Origin of the sequence: Bacillus sp. Marseille-Q1617 (genome assembly GCF_903645295.1) — a bacterium.
Taxonomy (GTDB): Bacteria; Bacillota; Bacilli; order Bacillales; family Bacillaceae_B; genus Rossellomorea.
The window spans coordinates 1,726,771-1,744,621 of sequence record NZ_CAHJXM010000001.1 but is presented as its reverse complement, the minus strand read 5'-3'; the positions used below and the strand labels follow the sequence as shown (position 1 = coordinate 1,744,621).

The following is a 17,851-nucleotide window of genomic DNA, read 5'->3' as shown; positions in this document are numbered from 1 at the left end:
TGCCCGATTCCGTGCAAGACTTCGCTTTCCGCGAGAGGCCGGTGACCCTCCTGATATGAACGAAACCGTCAAAATACTCACTTCACCCTGATTTTGGATTTGTTTTTAGGCAACCCTAAATAGAGAAGCTTATTTTGCCTTCTCAACTTATTTGATTTCATTCATCACCGCTATTGATTTCCTTGCAAAAGCTGGAATCACCCTGAAATTAATACGTTTACTAAATCTATTTTGATTAGTCTTAATCCTATCCATTCACAATGTATTCGTGCTAGGTAATCAAGACAGGAATGGAACGCAAAAACCATTTATTGAGTATATTGGCTTTATGTACGTTTACACAAGTATAATAAAGAGTGCCTTTGTTGATGTTTCAACATAGACACTCTTTTCTTTAATTAACGGCTTCCTTTTACGTATGGTGTACCTAATGCTTTAGGTGCGTCGGCACGGCCGATGAAACCGGTCAGTGCTAAAATTGTCAATACGTAAGGAGCGATCAATAGATATACGCTAGGGATATTTTCGAATAATGGAATACTGCTTCCGATGATACTCAAGCTTTGTGCAAAACCAAAGAATAAAGCTGCACCCATTGCACCAAGCGGGTGCCATTTACCGAAGATCAAAGCTGCGAGAGCCATGAACCCTTGTCCGCTGATCGTCGCATGACTGAAATCAGAAGATATGGACTGGGCATAAACCCCGCCGCCGACACCTGCGAATGCACCAGAGATGATAACCCCGATATAACGCATCTTCGTCACATTAATACCCATTGTATCTGCAGCCATCGGATGTTCACCTACGGAACGGAGTCGCAGCCCAAATGGTGTTTTAAACATGACATACCAAACGATCACCGATACAAGGATGGCTACGAATGGCGGCCAATACGTATTAGAGAAAAAGATGTCACCGATCACGGGGATCTTGTGTAAAAGCGGCACATCCACTTTACCGAAACCTTCCGAAATAATATCTGTTTGACCTTTGCCATAGATTCGCTTAACAAGAAATAATGTTAAGCCAATTGCAAGCAGGTTGATTGCTACACCAGATACTACCTGGTCAGCTCTGAATGTGATGGAAGCAACAGCATGCAGAACAGCAAGCAGTCCACCCATCAGCATTGCAATAAGAAGTGAGACCCAAGGAGTTGCCGCACCGAACGTCTCAGCAAACGTTATATTAAAGACGATACTCGAGAAGGCACCAATGACCATCAGGCCTTCAAGTCCAATATTGACAATTCCGGATCGTTCTGAAAACGCTCCGCCTAAAGCAGTGAAAATAAGTGGCGAAGCCCATAATAATGTAGACGGGATAAGTATTAACAAAATATCCATTAAGCCCACTTATTTCACCCCCTTTTTACTGAATCGCTGAATTAAGTAGCGGATCATGTAGCCTGAAGCCACAAAGAAAATAATCAAAGCGATAATGATATCTACAAGTTCATTCGGTATACCTGCTTCAAGCGGCATATTTAAGGCCCCTACCTTCAAACCTCCGAACAAGAGTGCAGCAAATACTACACCGATAGCGACGTTGCCGCCCAGTAACGCAACAGCGATACCATCAAAACCTACACCTGTGAAACCGCCTTTGATTGAGGCGTATCCAAATGTCCCAAGCCCTTCCATAGCTCCGGCAAGTCCGGCGAAAGCACCGGAGATGACCATAGAAAGAATGATGTTTCCGTTGACATTCATACCTGCATATTGAGATGCATGCTGGTTAAACCCTACAGAACGAAGCTCATATCCCCGTGTCGTTTTTTCCAATAAGAACCACATGATGAATACGCAGGCCAGTGCTACGAAGATTCCCCAGTGTAAACGGGAATAGTCTGTAATGCTTTCAAAGAATGGTGATGTTAATGATGCTGAATCTGCTATATAATCAGTACGATCTTTACGCTCCGTCAAAACATCACGAATGATGGAATTTGTTACGTGTAAAGCGATATAGTTCATCATGATTGTAACGATAACTTCGTGCACCCGGTACTTGGCTTTCAATAAGCCCGGAATGAATCCCCATATTGCACCCGCTAACGCAGCTGCGATGATGGCCATCGGCAGGTGAATGATTTTCGGCAGGTCATCAAACGCAATACCCACCCAAACAGCAGCCATCCAGCCTACGATCAGTTGTCCTTCTACACCAATGTTGAAAAGTCCCGTTCTGAACGCAAAGGCCACAGCCAGCCCGGCTAAAATATACGGTGTTACCTGTCTGATCGTTTCACCTACATAATAGATTTCACCGAATATCCCCTGCCACAACGCTGTATATCCCGCAATAGGATCATAACCGCTCACAAGCATGATAATCGTTCCAACAATGATACCTAAAAGGACCGAAATAACCGGGATCAAAATATTTGTTAATCGATTAGACATTTGTGTTTTCCCCCGTTCCCTTTCCTTTTGAACCTGCCATCAACAAACCAAGCTCTTGTTCGGTCGTTTCTTTTGGATCGACAATGGCGACGATTTGACCTTCGTAAATGACTGCAATGCGATCGCTGACATTCATGATTTCATCTAATTCAAATGAAAGCAGCAATACAGCTTTTCCGTTATCTCTTTGTTCTATCAGGCGTTTATGGATAAATTCAATCGCCCCTACATCCAATCCGCGTGTCGGCTGGGCTGCAATCAATAGATCCGGATCCCGGTCTATTTCCCTCCCGATAATCGCTTTTTGCTGATTACCGCCGGATAGTGCCCGTGCCAGAGTGAATTCAGATGGTGTTCTTACATCAAACTCAGATATTAGTTTCCTGGCTTGATCATAAATCTTTTTATAGTTTAAAATCCCTTTACTTGAATACGGTTTTTGATAATAGGTCTGAAGGACCATATTTTCACCTATCGGAAAATCCAAAACCAATCCGTGTTTATGACGATCCTGAGGAATATGACCCACTCCGGTTTCATAAATCTTACGAGGTTTTAAGTTTACTATTTCTTTGCCATTCAATTTGATCGAGCCGCTTTCAGCTTTATGAAGCCCTGTGATTGCCTCGATTAGTTCGGTTTGCCCATTCCCGTCGACACCGGCAATACCCAGGATTTCTCCCGCTCTCACCTCAAGGTTCAATCCTTTGACGACAGGCACGTTCCTGTTATCCTTTACATTTAAATCGATAATTTCCAACACTTTTCCATCTGGTGAAGCTTCTGTTTTATCTGTTTTGAATGTTACTTCCCGTCCCACCATCAGGCTGGCAAGGTCGTTTGGATTCGTTTCAGAAACTTTTACGGTACCTATTCCTTTACCTTTTCTGATAACGGTTACATTATCACACACCTCCATAATCTCTTTGAGTTTATGAGTGATGAGTATGATCGATTTGCCTTCTTTGATAAGGGTTTTCATAATTTGAATGAGTTCTTTTATTTCTTGAGGGGTCAATACTGCGGTAGGTTCATCAAAGATCAGAATGTCCGCTCCGCGGTATAGTGTTTTGAGAATTTCTACACGCTGCTGCATGCCCACTGAAATGTCTGAAATCTTAGCTGATGGATCCACCTTCAACCCGTATCTTTCGGAAATATCCAATATATCTTTTTCAGCTTTTTTAATATCTACAGCTGCCCCTGATTTTGGTTCTCTGCCGAGAATGATGTTTTCGGTGACGGTAAATGTATCAACAAGCATAAAATGCTGATGGACCATCCCGATTCCCAGATCATTTGCAATATTAGGGTTTGTGATGTTTACTTTCTTACCCTTTACGCGGATTTCACCTTGCTCCGGCTGATAAAGTCCAAATAAGACGTTCATTAACGTTGACTTACCTGCACCATTTTCACCAAGAAGCGCATGAATCTCACCTTGTTTTAGCTGGAGGGTGATATTATCATTTGCCACGATGCCAGGGAATTCCTTGCGGATATTCAGCATCTCGATTACATAATCCATTGCTTTCACTCCTTGCTTAGGCTGGGGATAAATAGTTTAGTAGTTAGAGGTCAGACCTTGGTCTGCCAGAAAAAAGGGTTTCCCCTATTAAAACTCTAAATGAAAGATAGAAGGAATTATTTCTATACTTCAATTAAAGTTTTAAACATAAAACCAGTTAATTTATACCAATCCCGAAGTTCCGGTTAGTACTATGTATCCAGTTATCTTTAAGGAAAAAGGGATAAGAGACCGGCATTCCATGGCCCGCTTATCCCTGTCATCATTTTAGTTATTACTCTGCGGAGAAAGACTCAGCATCTTTAAGAGACTCAGGTACTGTGATATCTCCGTTAGCGATTTTTTCTTTCCACTCGTCTACTTTCGTCATTACTTCATCTTTGTTAGATAGTTCCTCGTTTAGTTCTGCAAGACCTACGCCATCTTCATTAAGACCGTATGAAATCACTTCTCCACCAGGGAAGTTTCCTTCTTTCGCCTTGTTTGCAAGGTCAAGAACAGCATTATCAACACGCTTCAATGAAGATGTCAGAACAATGTTATGATCTCCTACTTTACCTTCGGCAGATTGATCGGAGTCAACACCGATTGCCCAGATTTCGCGGGAAGGATCTTTTTCTTTTAAATCACGAGCTTCTTTGAATAATCCATTACCTGTTCCACCAGCTGCATGAAACACTACATCTGCGTTTTGAGAGTACATTTTAGAAGCGATCGTCTGGCCAAGTTCTGCCTTATCGAAAGCACCAGCATAATCGGCAACTACTTCAGCTTCAGGGTTAACCGCTTTAACACCAGCTAAGAAACCAGAGTGGAAACGCTCGATAACCGGGATTTCCATCCCGCCGATGAAGCCAATTTTATTTGTTTTTGTTGTTAGACCTGCTACCACACCTGCAAGGAAAGAACCTTCCTGCTCTTTAAATGTGATACTTGCAACGTTTGGTTGATCTACTACTGCATCAACAATAGCAAAGTGAGAATCTTTCTGCTGCTGTGCGATATCATTGATTGCACCTTCCATAAGGAAGCCGATTCCGTATACTAAGTCAAAATCTTGACGAGCTAATGTGTTTAAGTTTGTAGCATAGTCTGCATCAGATTGCGATTGAAGATAATCGTAACCGCTTTTACCTTTTTCCAATCCATGCTCTTCACCGAAAGCCTTCAGGCCTTCCCATGCAGATTGGTTGAATGATTTATCATCTACTCCACCAACATCCGTAACCATTGCTACAGTAAATTGATCTTCTTTACTCTTGCCATCACCACTAGATGCACCTTCTTCTTTCTCGCTTGATCCACATGCACCTAAAATTGTACCTGCTGCAAGAACAAAAGACAGCGCTAAACCGAATTTACGCTTTTTCACCTAGAGTACCCCCCAAATTTGTTGTTATCAATTAGTAGAAAGATTGTTTGCTAGACACGTTTTCTTAAAACATGGAAGCTGAATTTGTCTGATCTGAAATAGTTCACTGAGTACAATATCGGCTCATCATTCTCATCAAAGTGCATTTGTTTGAGTACGAGTAATGCCGTTTCGGGCTCGCAATTCAGGATCGGTGAAATTTTATCATGGTATCCCATTGGTTCGATCTGGGCGACGGCATGTGTGATTCTTCTATTCTCGCGGTTTTCCAATACAGAGAATATCGAATTGTCTTCATGCGTGAAATTCCTTGTTAAGACTCTTTCAGGAATCTTGTCCACACAGTACACTACCGGTTCGCCGTTAGCTGTCCGAACGCGTTCGACCAGAATAATGTTTTCCTCTTCTTCACTTTGAAACCTCTTAACATCATCCTCAGTTGCTTCTTGAGTAGTTGAGCTTAAGAAAATGGTTCCTGGCTCCATTCCTGCCTGCTTAATCATGTTGGAAACACTGTTCAATTGCTCAATCCCTGAAGTGAACAGGGGTTTAGCGTTTACAAAGGTTCCTACACCATGCCGGCGTATAATGACACTTTCTTCCTCAAGGATTCTTAACGCTTCCCTGAGGGTCGCTCTAGAAACACCCAGTTGTTTGGAAAGATCAAATTCAGACGGAAGTTTTTCTTTTTCTTTATAAACTCCTGCATCAATATCCTTTTTCAAACGGTCAATAACTTGTAAGTATAAATGTCGATTGTCTGTTTTTATCGTCACTGGAACCACCACCAAATTTTCTCAAGACATCAGACCTCTGATGTATATCTTTCCTACTAATCGAAAATACTATAACACTTTTCTTTTAATAAATAAATAGCATTATGTGATTTTGTCGAAAAAAAAGACCAATAAGACAATTCTGAAAATAAAAATGGTAATTAATAGGAGAAACAGAGGTATTATTTCATATTTACATGACAAATTTTACTCCGTTTTTACATTTCATCACTTCACACGGCTTGTTATTACATTATTGAAATAATTATCTTCTGAATGTAAACGCTTTTAATAGTATATCACATTGGTGGATAAACTAGAATACAAGAAAATGAAGCGTTTATTTTAATGTACTTTGATTTAGTAATCTATAGATTCATTCAACGGACATCTTTATTGTTACTCTTAATGAGCGGGTCATTTTTCCCCTTTAAATCTAATTTTCCAACAGCAATGACGCTTCCCCGTCAATTTTGCAAAAGATCCGTTATGAAACCGCATAAAAAAAGTGAAGCTCCCTTTTTTAAGGATAACTTCACTCGTTGTCACAAACTAATTCATTTATGCGTTTTGTTCTTCAGAAGGTTTACCGACCAGCACAGTCCTGGGCTTGCTTCCTTCATATGGACCGACTACTCCTCTTACTTCCATTTCGTCTATTAAACGAGCAGCCCTTGTATATCCAATTCTGAATCTGCGCTGAAGCATGGAAACTGAAGCAGTTTGCATTTCGGCAATCAATTGAACAGCATCGTTATACAATTCATCCTCCGCTTCCCCGCTGCCTGCTTCTTCAGGTACATCATCAGGAATCATTTCTTCCTGATATTGCGCTTTTTGTTGTGATATCACGAAATCCACTACTTCCTCCACTTCTTCATCGGATAAAAATGCGCCCTGGACCCTTGTCGGCTTGGAAGCGCCGACAGGCATGAACAGCATATCTCCGCGGCCTAATAGCTTTTCAGCCCCCCCGGAGTCCAATATGGTTCTGGAATCCGTTTGCGAAGATACAGCAAAGGCAATACGGGAAGGTATATTCGCTTTGATCACGCCGGTAATGACATCCACAGAAGGCCTCTGGGTAGCGATAATTAAATGGATTCCCGCTGCTCGAGCCATTTGGGCAAGTCTGGTGATTGCATCCTCAACATCGTTCGAGGCTACCATCATCAAGTCAGCCAATTCATCAACAATAACCACAATGTACGGAAGTAATGGCTGCTTTTCTTCATTCTCTGCATTCTGTCTTCTTACATATTCGTTGTATCCTTCAATATTCCTTGTACCTGTGTGTGAAAATAATTCATAACGCCGTTCCATCTCACTGACAACCTTCTTTAATGCCTGTGACGCTTTTTTTGCATCAGTGACGACAGGTGCAAGCAGATGCGGCACTCCATTGTAAACATTTAATTCTACCATCTTCGGATCGATCATCATCAATTTTACTTCGTGGGGTTTTGCACGCATCAATATACTTGTAATGATGCCGTTGATGCATACACTCTTCCCGCTTCCTGTTGCCCCGGCAACAAGCAGGTGAGGCATCTTATTCAGCTCAGCCAGTACTGCTTCACCTGTTATGTCTCTCCCAAGCCCAATTTGAAGTTTGGATTCAGGTTTATTATGCTGCTTAGACTCAAGTACCTCCCGTAAAGAAACCATTGCGACTTCAGAATTCGGTACTTCGATCCCGATAGCTGACTTTCCGGGGATCGGTGCCTCTATTCGAATGTCTTTTGCAGCTAATGCTAAAGCCAGGTCATCGCTCAAATTTACAATTCTGCTTACCTTGACTCCGACATCCGGATGGACTTCATACTTGGTTACCGCGGGACCGAGATGAACCTGGGTCACTTTAGCTTTGACACCGAAGCTTTGAAATGTCCTTTCCAGCTTTGCGGCATTGGCATGTATCAATTGATACTCATTGCTTTGATCGGTCTGTTTAGGGCTTTTTAATAATGCCAGCGAAGGCAGTTTATAATCTTTATTTTCGACCTCGGTAAACGTGATAGGCGGTGTAGTATCAGCTCCATCTTCTTCCACTTTGCTGTTTTGTGTTTGAGCTGTCGGCTTTGCAGATTCACCAATAGGGCCACTTGCTTCCTCTTTATCTTTTTCTTTATCTCCAGGTATGCCCCCGTAAGCTCTTTCCGCAAAATTTGAGATGATAGGCTCAATTTTCTCTTCTTCCTGCACATCTTCCTGATCATCAGCTGCATCTTTCTTTTTCTCTGCAGTTTTTGCTTTCTGTTGTTTTTCTGCTTTTTTCTTTCCTTTGGATTCCTTCCAATCATTCATGTCACTTTTGAAAGCAGCCCATTGGCCGCTCAAAAACACCCGAAAACGAGATCCGATTTTTCCCAATACCTCGCCAAGTGACTTTCCCGTTACCAGGATGATCCCTATCAAAATAAAGGTTGCACTCACAATCCGGGCACCCTGTGAATCAAACAGGAAATATGAAACGGCAAATAAGATACTGCCGATCATCCCTCCCCCAAGATCTGAGGTACTGGTCTCTCCATTCACATCCATCCAGTATAAATCCCACGTGTTCATGATGACACTGGGATTTTCAAACATCCCGTTATTGGACAATAAATCAAATAATTTCACATGACTTAAAAGTAAAAAACTTGCGATAATAATATAAAGTCCTAGTAACCGTCTGCTGAATAATAAAGGGACTTCCCTTTTAATCATCAGGTAGCCTGCAATATAGATGACCCATAATAATGCAGCCATATACCATTCCCCAAGAAAAAACCGAAAGAAATACACGAATGCCTTTCCCACTGCTCCAAGCTCTATGATGGAGATCAAACTTAATGCCATTAGAGCCAGTCCGGTAATCTCATATTTGATCGTTTGTTTCAGAGAAGCACTTGTTGAAGAACGCTTCTTTCGTTTTTTTCGTTTTGCCAATATGTTTCACCTAAATTCTATAAATTCTTTGTTGTTATGTAATTGAAGAAAGGGCTGATCACTTGGGGCATATCATGTGCCTAGGTGTCAGACCCTTCCCGTTAAAATGGAGTATGGTTTACGTTACGGATATTTCTCTTCCACATTTATTATAGCATATCCAATATTTTCAGAAAATCCTCTTTCGTCCTTAATTCGTGATAAATTCACCTGGACATATCGTACTGTTCAGATAATGTGCGGGGTCGCTGCTCATGATGCGGATAATCCGATATTTATTATCCACGCGCTGTACAAGAAGCGGCACACCATCATGCTCTACCATCATCTGACCGCTGAATTCCTCAGCATCGGTTGGATAGATCTGCTCTTGTGGGACGGTTGTATATAAGATCATTGTATCAACCCCTCTTTTTCATCACTTTGCTTTTTCATTTCGATCAATTCATTGATTTTGCGAATTGCTTCACCTATACCTCCGATACCATCTATCAATCCATAATCAACGGCATCATCTCCCACTACATTCGTACCGATATCACGCGTGAGATTACCTTTTGCAAACATAAGGTCTTTAAATGCTTCTTCTGTAATATTACTGTGCTTTGTGACAAAACTGACGACGCGGTCCTGCATTTTATCAAGGTATTCAAATGTCTGCGGTACACCGATGACCAGTCCTGTCAGACGGACTGGATGGATTGTCATGGTTGCGGTACTGGCAATATATGAATAGTTACAGGAAACAGCTATCGGCACCCCGATACTGTGTCCCCCGCCCAATACAACGGAAACAGTCGGTTTTGACAATGAGGCAAGCATTTCGGAAATAGCCAGTCCCGCTTCCACATCACCACCGACAGTATTCAGGATGACTACCACACCCTCTATTTTCGGATTTTGCTCTATCGCCACTAATTGAGGAATCACGTGTTCATATTTTGTCGTTTTATTTTGCGGCGGCAGCTGCATATGACCTTCAATCTGACCTACAATTGTCAGGCAGTGGATATTTGAGTCCTGTGAAAGCTGAGGTACATTGGTTTGTCCTAACTGTTGTATCTTTTCCATTAATCCAGATGGCTTTTCTTTACTATCCTCGTCACCTTTATTTGGCTGTGCCGGCTGCTCTTGATTCATGTTCAATTGGTTTTCGTTCATAATGACATCTCCTTTTTTCAATCCTCTTCTCTTGTTATTATTGAAAAAAGAACACTTTTTCATACCATCAATCAACACTTCTGAAACTGCTTCCGGTATGCTGGCAGCTTGGCCGGTGGCCCCTCGGCTGCTTCTATGACTGTTTCTATTCTTAGAATACTGCTTGTGGAATCAAAAAGAGGCTGGGACCAAACTATAAAACCTCGGTCTAAAGACGAACATTCTAGAGTAGACTCTAACAACGCTAATGATTTCCGTGCAAGACTTCGCTTTCCGCGGGCAGCCCGTGAGCCTCCTCGTCGCTACGCTCCTGCGGGGTCTCACATTAGCTACTCTTCCCGCAGGAGTCTGCGTCTTGCACTCCAATCAACCGCTGGAAATAGCTAACATGTAAAATCTACATGTAAACTAAAAACCCGAACTAATTTGCCAGCTGGAAGGCGAATTAATTCGGGTTTTACTTAGGCTAAAACACTTTTGTCCCAGCCTCTTTCTTTCTTGGAAGAAGGTCTTACACTTCCATGATGATCGGCAGTATCATCGGTCTTCTTCTTGTTTTGTTGAATAGATAGTAATTGAGCTGGTCGCGGATGTCCTGTTTGATGGCAGACCATTCAAATGAACCTTTTTGGAGATACGTTTGAACGACATCACTGACTATGCCGGATGCCCCTTCGATCAACTCCTCAGATTCCCTTACATAAACAAATCCGCGCGATATGATCTCAGGACCCGCCACGATTGTCTTGGATCTGCGGTTAATTGTCACCACAACTGTGAATACACCATCTTCTGAAAGGAGCTTTCGGTCACGAAGAACGATATTTCCTACATCACCCACTCCGCTTCCGTCGATGAGGACATTTCCTGCCTGTACCCTGCCGCTCATTTTCATTTTTCCGCCTTTATATTCAAGGACATCTCCTTTATCCAAGATAAAGATCTTTTTATATGGCAACCCGATATCATGTGCAACCTTGGAATGTGCAACAAGCATTTTATATTCACCCTGGATCGGTATAAAATGTTTTGGCTTCATGATATTCAGCATGAACTTTAAATCTTCCTGACTGCCGTGTCCTGAAACATGGACTTTTTTATTCGCAGTCAGCACCTCTGCTCCTGCCCTGAATAACATATCGACGGTCCTGCCGATGATTACTTCCATACCTGGCGACGGAGTAGCTGTGATAAGCACCGTATCACCTGACTCGATATTAACTAATCGATGGGACTTCTTTGCCATGCGCTGTAATGCTTCAAAAGGCTCGCCTTGATTTCCGGTGGCAATGATGACAATTTCATCGTTTGGATGATTTTCTATTTCATCGAGCGTTATCATGATTTCATCGCGTATATGCAAATAACCGAGTTTTAATGCCACATCATATACTCGCTTCAAGCTTTTTCCCACAACCGCAACTTTACGGTTATTTTGTTCAGCAGCATCAAAGACTTGCTGCAAGCGAATAAGATTGGAAGCGAAGCATGCGACAATAATCCTCCCTTTGGCAGTTCGGAACGTTTCAGTCAGCTGACTGGCAATGACAGCCTCGGACGTCGTATAACCCGGTCTCTCTGCTTCTGTACTATCCGATAATAGGCAGAGCACCCCTTTATCCCCTATAGCAGCCATCTTGCCTAAATCCGGTCTGTATAGATGTTTGGCTGACTGATCGAATTTAAATTCCCCTGTATGTACGATTACCCCTTCAGAAGTATGGATACATACCCCAACCGAATCCGGGATGCTATGAGTGGTTCTGAAAAAAGAAACTTGAACTCCATCGAAATTCAACAAACTGTCTGAATGGACATTGAAAAATTTCACATCTTCTTCAACATGTGCGTCTTTTAAGCGTGCTTTGACTAAAGCATTCGTCAATTTCGTTCCATACACCGGCGCTTTGATTCTGTTCAATACATACGAAATGGCACCGATGCTGTCTTCATGGCCATGGGTCAGGAAGATCCCTTTCACCCGGTCTTTGTGTTCAATCAGATATTGGATATCAGGTATGACGATATCGATTCCAAGCATTTCATTTTCCGGGAACATCAGACCTGCATCAATGATGAAGATTTCGTGGTCGACTTCCACAACGTACATATTCTTACCGATTTCCCCCACTCCACCTAATGGAATTATGCGGATTACCTCATTTTTTGTCTTACTCACAATTTGTGTCCTCCTATGCTGTGCTCCCCGATCTATAGTCAGTCAGATTCATTATACTAGATAACTTTTTTTAAGTACAACCAATTTTACCCTGTAAAGGAACGTTCAGGTTCTGAGGTGTTCTACTGGATAAAGTCGAAGTATGCATCATTTTTTCTATGTAACTATTTCGATATCCATTTACTAAATCCTTTATTTTCATGATAAAAAAAATGTGCAGAAAATTTGATTTCCGCACACTTTTCACTATTATATGGTATTGATCAATTGGCTGAGCTTTGTTCTTTCAGCTTCTGATAGAGGAATTAATGGAAGACGTACAGAACCAACATCCAGACCTCTCAACTGCAGTGCGGTCTTTACAGGTGTTGGACTCGGGCTCGTAAACAGCCCTTTCATTACCGGTAATAGCTTTTGATGAGTCTTTGCTGCAACAGATATATTGCCTTCGAAGAACTCTCCGACCATTTGCTGCATCTCGTTCCCGATGATATGGGATGCCACAGAAACGATTCCATTTCCTCCGATTGATAAGATTGGAAGCGTAAGACCATCGTCTCCGCTGTATAATGCAAAGTCTTCAGAGGTTTTTGAGATAATTTCAGTCATTGCATCCAAATCGCCGCTGGCTTCTTTGACCGCCACAATATTATCGATTTCGGATAACCTAATGACGGTTTCCGGTGCAATATTCACTGATGACCTTCCCGGGATATTATATAGCATGACTGGCAGAGTGGTTGACTCAGCGATGACCTTAAAGTGCTGAAACAACCCTTCTTGACTAGGCTTGTTATAATAAGGCGCCACCAGCATGACAGCGTCGACCCCTGCTTCTTCTGCTTTTTTGGTCAGTTCGATTGATGCGTGAGTGTTATTGCTGCCTGTTCCTGCCACCACAGGAATCCTGCCATTCACAACTTTAACAACATGACGAAATAAAGCAACCTTCTCTTCTTTAGTCAAGGTCGGAGACTCCCCGGTAGTTCCGGCAACCACAAGGGAATCCGTACCGTTATCAATCAAGTAATTTATCAACTGAGTAGTCTTCGTAAAATCTATATTACCTTTATGATCAAATGGTGTGACCATAGCTGTTGAAATACGGCCAAAATTCAAGACTTACACTCCCCTTTATTAAATCTATCCTGCTTTGAATGTACAGTGAGCCTTCTCTAACTGAAAGGTATCATGAAGAGCATTCACTGCACGTATTAATTCACTTTCTTTCACCAGTACCCAAATCGTCGTATGGCTGTCAGCGGATTGAAGAATCCGGATACCATTATCAGACAAGGAAGTGACGATTGCTGAAGTGACTCCAGGCACCCCGGTCATTCCTCCCCCTACAACTGAAATTTTAGCACAGTTTTCTTCTACTACAGGATCATGACCTTTCTTCTTCAATATCGCAATCGCTTTTTCAGCAAAGGTCGAAGCAACCGTATAGATGACTCCCCGGGGAGAGATATTAATGAAATCCACACTGATTCCTTCATTCGCCATCGCCTTGAACACTTCTGCCTGAAGATTATACTGATCCTTCTTTGCGAATACTTTTATTTGAGTCAGTTGACTTACGTGCGCAATCCCAGTGACGGGGTGGTTTCTGAATTCTTTATGTGCCTTCGTATTTTCAGCTGTTGTTACAAGCGTTCCTTCACTCGTTGAGTATGTGGATCGAATCCTGATCGGTATCTTAGAGTTCATCGCGATTTCTACTGCCCTGGGGTGGATCACTTTGGCTCCCTGATAGGCCATATTACATACTTCATTATATGATACAACAGAAATCGGCCTTGCTTTTGCCGAGATCCTGGGATCCGCTGTCATTACCCCTTCGACATCTGTAAAAATATCGATGAAATCCGCTTTCAGTGCGGCTCCAAGCGCAGAAGCAGAAGTATCACTTCCCCCTCTGCCAATCGTAGTGATATCTCCTTCTTTCGTAGCTCCCTGGAAACCTGCTACGACGACAGCATCATAACTATCAAGCTCTTTGTATAGACGGCTGCATCGCATCTCAATGATCTTTGCATTATTAAAATCGCTGTTCGTGATAAACCCTGCTTGGGCCCCGGTCAATGCTGTAGACCGGATGCCGTTTTCAAGCAGCATATTCGAGAAGACCAGACTGGAAATGATTTCCCCGCACGATAACAGTAAATCCTGTTCTCTTTTGCTCACGAGAGCATTTTGGCCCCCGATCAAGGATAATAAAGAGTCAGTAGCATAGGGTTCTCCTTTTCTTCCCATTGCAGAGACCACTACTACCACCTTATACCCTTTATCGATCGCTCCTTTAATATGAGCAAGTGCCTTCTTACGACTTGCTTCATCACGTACAGATGTTCCACCAAATTTTTGAACGATCACTTTCATGACTACACCTCATTGTCATTGTTCAAGAGGCATGGAGGGAACGAACTAGTTGATCATAGGAAACGAATAGTAGAATATTCCTCTTTTTTACTTCACCAATCCCAGTTTAACCAAGCTTTCTGCAATCTGTACCGAATTCCACGCAGCACCTTTTAATAAATTGTCAGAGACAATCCACATATGGAATCCTTTATCTTCATCTAAATCCTTACGAACTCTCCCTACGAATACGTCAGGTTTTCCTACTGCGTAAGCAGGCATCGGGTATACTTGTTCTTCAGGGAGATCCTGAAGCGTTACGCCCGGTGCATTTTCAAGCAAGGACTGCAGCTCCTTAACTGAGACAGATTCCTTTTCTATTTCAATATATACACTTTCAGAGTGACCTGTTACAACAGGAAGCCTCACACATGTTGCTGACACCTTAAGAGCAGGCAAGTGCATGATTTTCTTCGTTTCATTAATCATTTTCATCTCTTCGTAGGTAAACCCATTGTCTTGGAACATATCAATTTGAGGAATGGCGTTAAATGCAATCTGATAATGCTTCTTATCCCCTTTCACAGGAAGCACAGCAGGTTCGAATGATTCTCCATTCAATATCGCTTGTGATTGATCATGCATTTCATCAATTGCCGCAGCCCCGGCTCCTGAAACTGCCTGATAAGTAGATACAATCACTTTCGATAAGCCATATTCTTTTCTGAGCGGTTCAAGAGCAGCTACCATTTGAATCGTTGAACAGTTTGGATTGGCAATGATGCCATTATGAAGCTTGATGTCCTCTTCATTCACTTCCGGTACAACAAGCGGAACATTCGGATCCATACGAAAGGCACTTGTATTGTCCACCACGATGGCACCGCGTTTAACAGCTTCGGGAGCAAGAAGTTTTGATACACTTCCCCCTGCACTAAATAATGCAATGTCAACACCTTCAAAGCTTTCCGGCTTAGCCTCTTCTACCGTCCATTCTTTCCCTCTGAACGTTACGGTTGAACCGGCTGAACGGGCAGATGATAATAAAGTCAGCTGTTTTATCGGAAAATCCCTTTTTTCTAATGTATGAAGCATCTGTTGTCCTACAGCACCCGTAGCACCGACGACTGCTACATGAAAACCACTTGTATTCAAAACTCTTCTCTCCTTCCAACCATTTATGTTTTCTCATAGTAGTATCTAACAATTTAGTCTTTTACTATAATAAAGGTTATTTTAACATAAACAATTATTTGACAATAGTGGTTTTTTTGATGAATTTATTTAACTGCATGAAAAGAAGGCCATCCAACCAACAGATGATAGCCTTCAAAACGCTTAGTCTAAATACTTTTCTATAATGACCGGCTGAAGTTGTTTTCCATCAATAGCTGCTTCGATCGTTTCTTGTATGAGGGTCATTCTGGCAACCATTGACTTTGGTTTGCTTTCAGGGGCATCCTGGCCAAATGGGATAAAATAAATATCTTTGGTCGAAATCAACCTCATAAGATTAATGCCATTCAACCCTAATGCATCATTTGTTGAAATTCCCAAAACGACTGGCCGATGATTACGGAGGGTAGCCTTGGCAGCCATCAGCACCGGAGAATCCGTCATGGCATTTGCGAATTTACTCATCGAGTTGCCTGTTAACGGCGCAATCACCATACAATCCAAGGGGATTTTCGGCCCTAATGGTTCTGCTTTCACGATAGAGTCAATCACCTTATGTCCTGTAACATTTTCAATCCTATTAATCCAGTCTTCTCCTTTTCCAAATCGCGTTTCTGTATTCATCACCGTAGAAGTCACGATGGGCATGACCTCGGCTCCGTTATTAACCAGCCTTTCGATCTCAGGGAATACAGCATCATAAGTACAATGTGAGCCCGTTAATCCAAATCCGATTCGTTTTCCTTTAATACTCAAGATAAGCTCTCCTTTCCAGAATTAAAATCTTCTTCAAGAAGCTGCGCCAACACATTGGCTAATATTTGACCGGCAGTTTTTGGAGCTACAATTCCAGGCAGCCCCGGTGCCAGCAAGGCTTTTATCCCTCGTTTTTCTGCATATCGGAAGTCTGTGCCTCCCGGTTTGGATGCCAAATCAATGATGAGGGTATGCGGGGGCATCTTAGCAATCACATTGGCTTTTATAATGGAAGTAGGAATTGTATTAATGCATATATCACAGTTTTCAACTTCTTTCGTTAACTGATCAAGATGGAACGCTTCCAGCCCCATTTCCGTGATCCTGGCAAGATGCTCGCTTTTACGCGCTCCCACCTTTACCTTTGCTCCCAGGTTATTAAATGTCCTGGCTACACTCATACCCACCCTTCCCAAGCCCAATACGACGATTGAAGAGCCATGTATCGTAAAATCCGTATGTTGAATAGCCATCATAATTGTCCCTTCCACTGTAGGAATGGAATTATAGATGGCGACATCATCTCTTTCAAATAACTGAACCAATTTCCGGTTTGTTGAATTGACTACATTATCCAAGTATTTATTGCTTATTCCTGAATAGATCGTACAGTGCTCTGGCGTTTGCGATACGATATCTTCACTTAAACATATCTTTTCATTCGAAAAGATCGTATCTATTTCTCCCTGTAGATTCGTGCCGGGTACAGGTAAAATGATGGCGTCTATAATGGAGAAGTCTACCTCACCTAACTTTTCCTTCGTAGCCCCTGTAAAGGCATGATCCAACTGTTCAAAACCAACCAGAGAAATCTTCGCATCCAGCTCTGTGAGCTTGCGTATAATCTCCAGCTGACGAGCATCTCCGCCTAGAACTGCGATCTGCATTCCGGTCAACATCACTGCTTTCACCTTCTTTTAACATAATCGCTATTCTAAATCCCTTTTCACTTCAACAGTGTATGTTATCGAGACCTAATGGGTGAAAAGAAAAGCGGAGGCGGCTTTTTCAGAGGCGACAAGCTCGTATAAATAAAATTAAAAAAAGAGGCTGGGACAAAACTAATAAACCACCACATAAAGACGAACAATTTAAGTGTAGGCTCTTAATACCGCTAATGATTTCCGTGCAAGACTTCGCTTTCCGCGGGTAGCCCGTGAGCCTCCTCGTCGCGTTCGCTCCTGCGGGGTCTCACATAAG

General features: G+C 42.3%; 14 protein-coding genes. All 14 read right to left on the bottom strand.

The window, feature by feature from the left end:
• Positions 1–398: 398 nt before the first annotated feature.
• The 14 genes from HWX64_RS08680 to dpaA all read right to left on the bottom strand — a co-directional run bounded on the left by HWX64_RS08680 (position 399) and on the right by dpaA (position 17,550).
• Positions 399–1,358 carry an ABC transporter permease gene (locus HWX64_RS08680; protein WP_175989072.1) on the bottom strand — a complete coding sequence of 320 codons (960 nt, stop codon included), beginning with the start codon at positions 1,356–1,358 and terminating at the stop codon, positions 399–401.
• Positions 1,359–2,408, bottom strand: coding sequence for an ABC transporter permease (locus HWX64_RS08675; protein WP_175989071.1), 1,050 nt, complete (start codon positions 2,406–2,408; stop codon positions 1,359–1,361). It abuts the gene before it with no gap.
• Positions 2,401–3,936: an ABC transporter ATP-binding protein gene (locus HWX64_RS08670; protein WP_175989070.1), complete on the bottom strand. Its 1,536-nt coding sequence runs from the start codon at positions 3,934–3,936 to the stop codon at positions 2,401–2,403. The genes HWX64_RS08675 and HWX64_RS08670 overlap by 8 nt, the downstream gene beginning before the upstream one ends.
• A gap of 274 nt (positions 3,937–4,210) precedes the next feature.
• Positions 4,211–5,308 carry a BMP family protein gene (locus HWX64_RS08665; RefSeq protein WP_175989069.1) on the bottom strand — a complete coding sequence of 366 codons (1,098 nt, stop codon included), beginning with the start codon at positions 5,306–5,308 and terminating at the stop codon, positions 4,211–4,213.
• Positions 5,309–5,358: 50 nt separating this feature from the next.
• The gene (locus HWX64_RS08660; RefSeq protein WP_175989068.1) at positions 5,359–6,084 is read right to left on the bottom strand and encodes a GntR family transcriptional regulator; all 726 of its coding nucleotides are present in this window, start codon (positions 6,082–6,084) and stop codon (positions 5,359–5,361) included.
• Between the two features lie 561 nt (positions 6,085–6,645).
• Entirely contained in the window at positions 6,646–9,018 is a 2,373-nt protein-coding gene (locus HWX64_RS08655; protein WP_254871068.1) for a DNA translocase FtsK, read from the bottom strand.
• 190 nt (positions 9,019–9,208) lie between these two features.
• The gene (locus HWX64_RS08650) at positions 9,209–9,415 is read right to left on the bottom strand and encodes a YlzJ-like family protein (protein ID WP_175989067.1); all 207 of its coding nucleotides are present in this window, start codon (positions 9,413–9,415) and stop codon (positions 9,209–9,211) included.
• Complete coding sequence (locus HWX64_RS08645; protein WP_175989693.1) at positions 9,412–10,158, bottom strand: ClpP family protease; 747 nt, start codon at positions 10,156–10,158, stop codon at positions 9,412–9,414. Before HWX64_RS08645 ends, HWX64_RS08650 begins: the two co-directional genes overlap by 4 nt.
• Before the next feature lie 532 nt (positions 10,159–10,690).
• Positions 10,691–12,358, bottom strand: coding sequence for a ribonuclease J (locus HWX64_RS08640; RefSeq protein WP_175989066.1), 1,668 nt, complete (start codon positions 12,356–12,358; stop codon positions 10,691–10,693).
• A 249-nt stretch (positions 12,359–12,607) separates the two neighbouring features.
• Positions 12,608–13,477, bottom strand: coding sequence for a 4-hydroxy-tetrahydrodipicolinate synthase (gene dapA, locus HWX64_RS08635; protein ID WP_303049470.1), 870 nt, complete (start codon positions 13,475–13,477; stop codon positions 12,608–12,610).
• A 24-nt stretch (positions 13,478–13,501) separates the two neighbouring features.
• Positions 13,502–14,740, bottom strand: a complete 1,239-nt coding sequence (gene dapG, locus HWX64_RS08630) for an aspartate kinase (protein WP_175989065.1) — start codon at positions 14,738–14,740, stop codon at positions 13,502–13,504.
• Between the two features lie 87 nt (positions 14,741–14,827).
• Complete coding sequence (gene asd, locus HWX64_RS08625) at positions 14,828–15,874, bottom strand: aspartate-semialdehyde dehydrogenase (RefSeq protein ID WP_175989064.1); 1,047 nt, start codon at positions 15,872–15,874, stop codon at positions 14,828–14,830.
• A gap of 183 nt (positions 15,875–16,057) precedes the next feature.
• Positions 16,058–16,651, bottom strand: a complete 594-nt coding sequence (locus HWX64_RS08620; RefSeq protein WP_175989063.1) for a dipicolinate synthase subunit B — start codon at positions 16,649–16,651, stop codon at positions 16,058–16,060.
• Positions 16,648–17,550 (bottom strand): dipicolinic acid synthetase subunit A, encoded by a 903-nt coding sequence (gene dpaA, locus HWX64_RS08615; protein WP_175989691.1) that lies wholly within the window; start codon positions 17,548–17,550, stop codon positions 16,648–16,650. The genes HWX64_RS08620 and dpaA overlap by 4 nt, the downstream gene beginning before the upstream one ends.
• Positions 17,551–17,851: the final 301 nt, after the last annotated feature.

Coding starts and splice junctions, on each gene's coding strand:
- HWX64_RS08650 (WP_175989067.1), bottom strand. CDS start 9,415: ATGATCTTATATACAACCGTCCCACAAGAGCAGATCTATCCAACCGAT.
- dapG (WP_175989065.1), bottom strand. CDS start 14,740: ATGAAAGTGATCGTTCAAAAATTTGGTGGAACATCTGTACGTGATGAA.
- HWX64_RS08675 (WP_175989071.1), bottom strand. CDS start 2,408: ATGTCTAATCGATTAACAAATATTTTGATCCCGGTTATTTCGGTCCTT.
- HWX64_RS08645 (WP_175989693.1), bottom strand. CDS start 10,158: ATGAATCAAGAGCAGCCGGCACAGCCAAATAAAGGTGACGAGGATAGT.
- HWX64_RS08670 (WP_175989070.1), bottom strand. CDS start 3,936: ATGGATTATGTAATCGAGATGCTGAATATCCGCAAGGAATTCCCTGGC.
- dpaA (WP_175989691.1), bottom strand. CDS start 17,550: ATGTTGACCGGAATGCAGATCGCAGTTCTAGGCGGAGATGCTCGTCAG.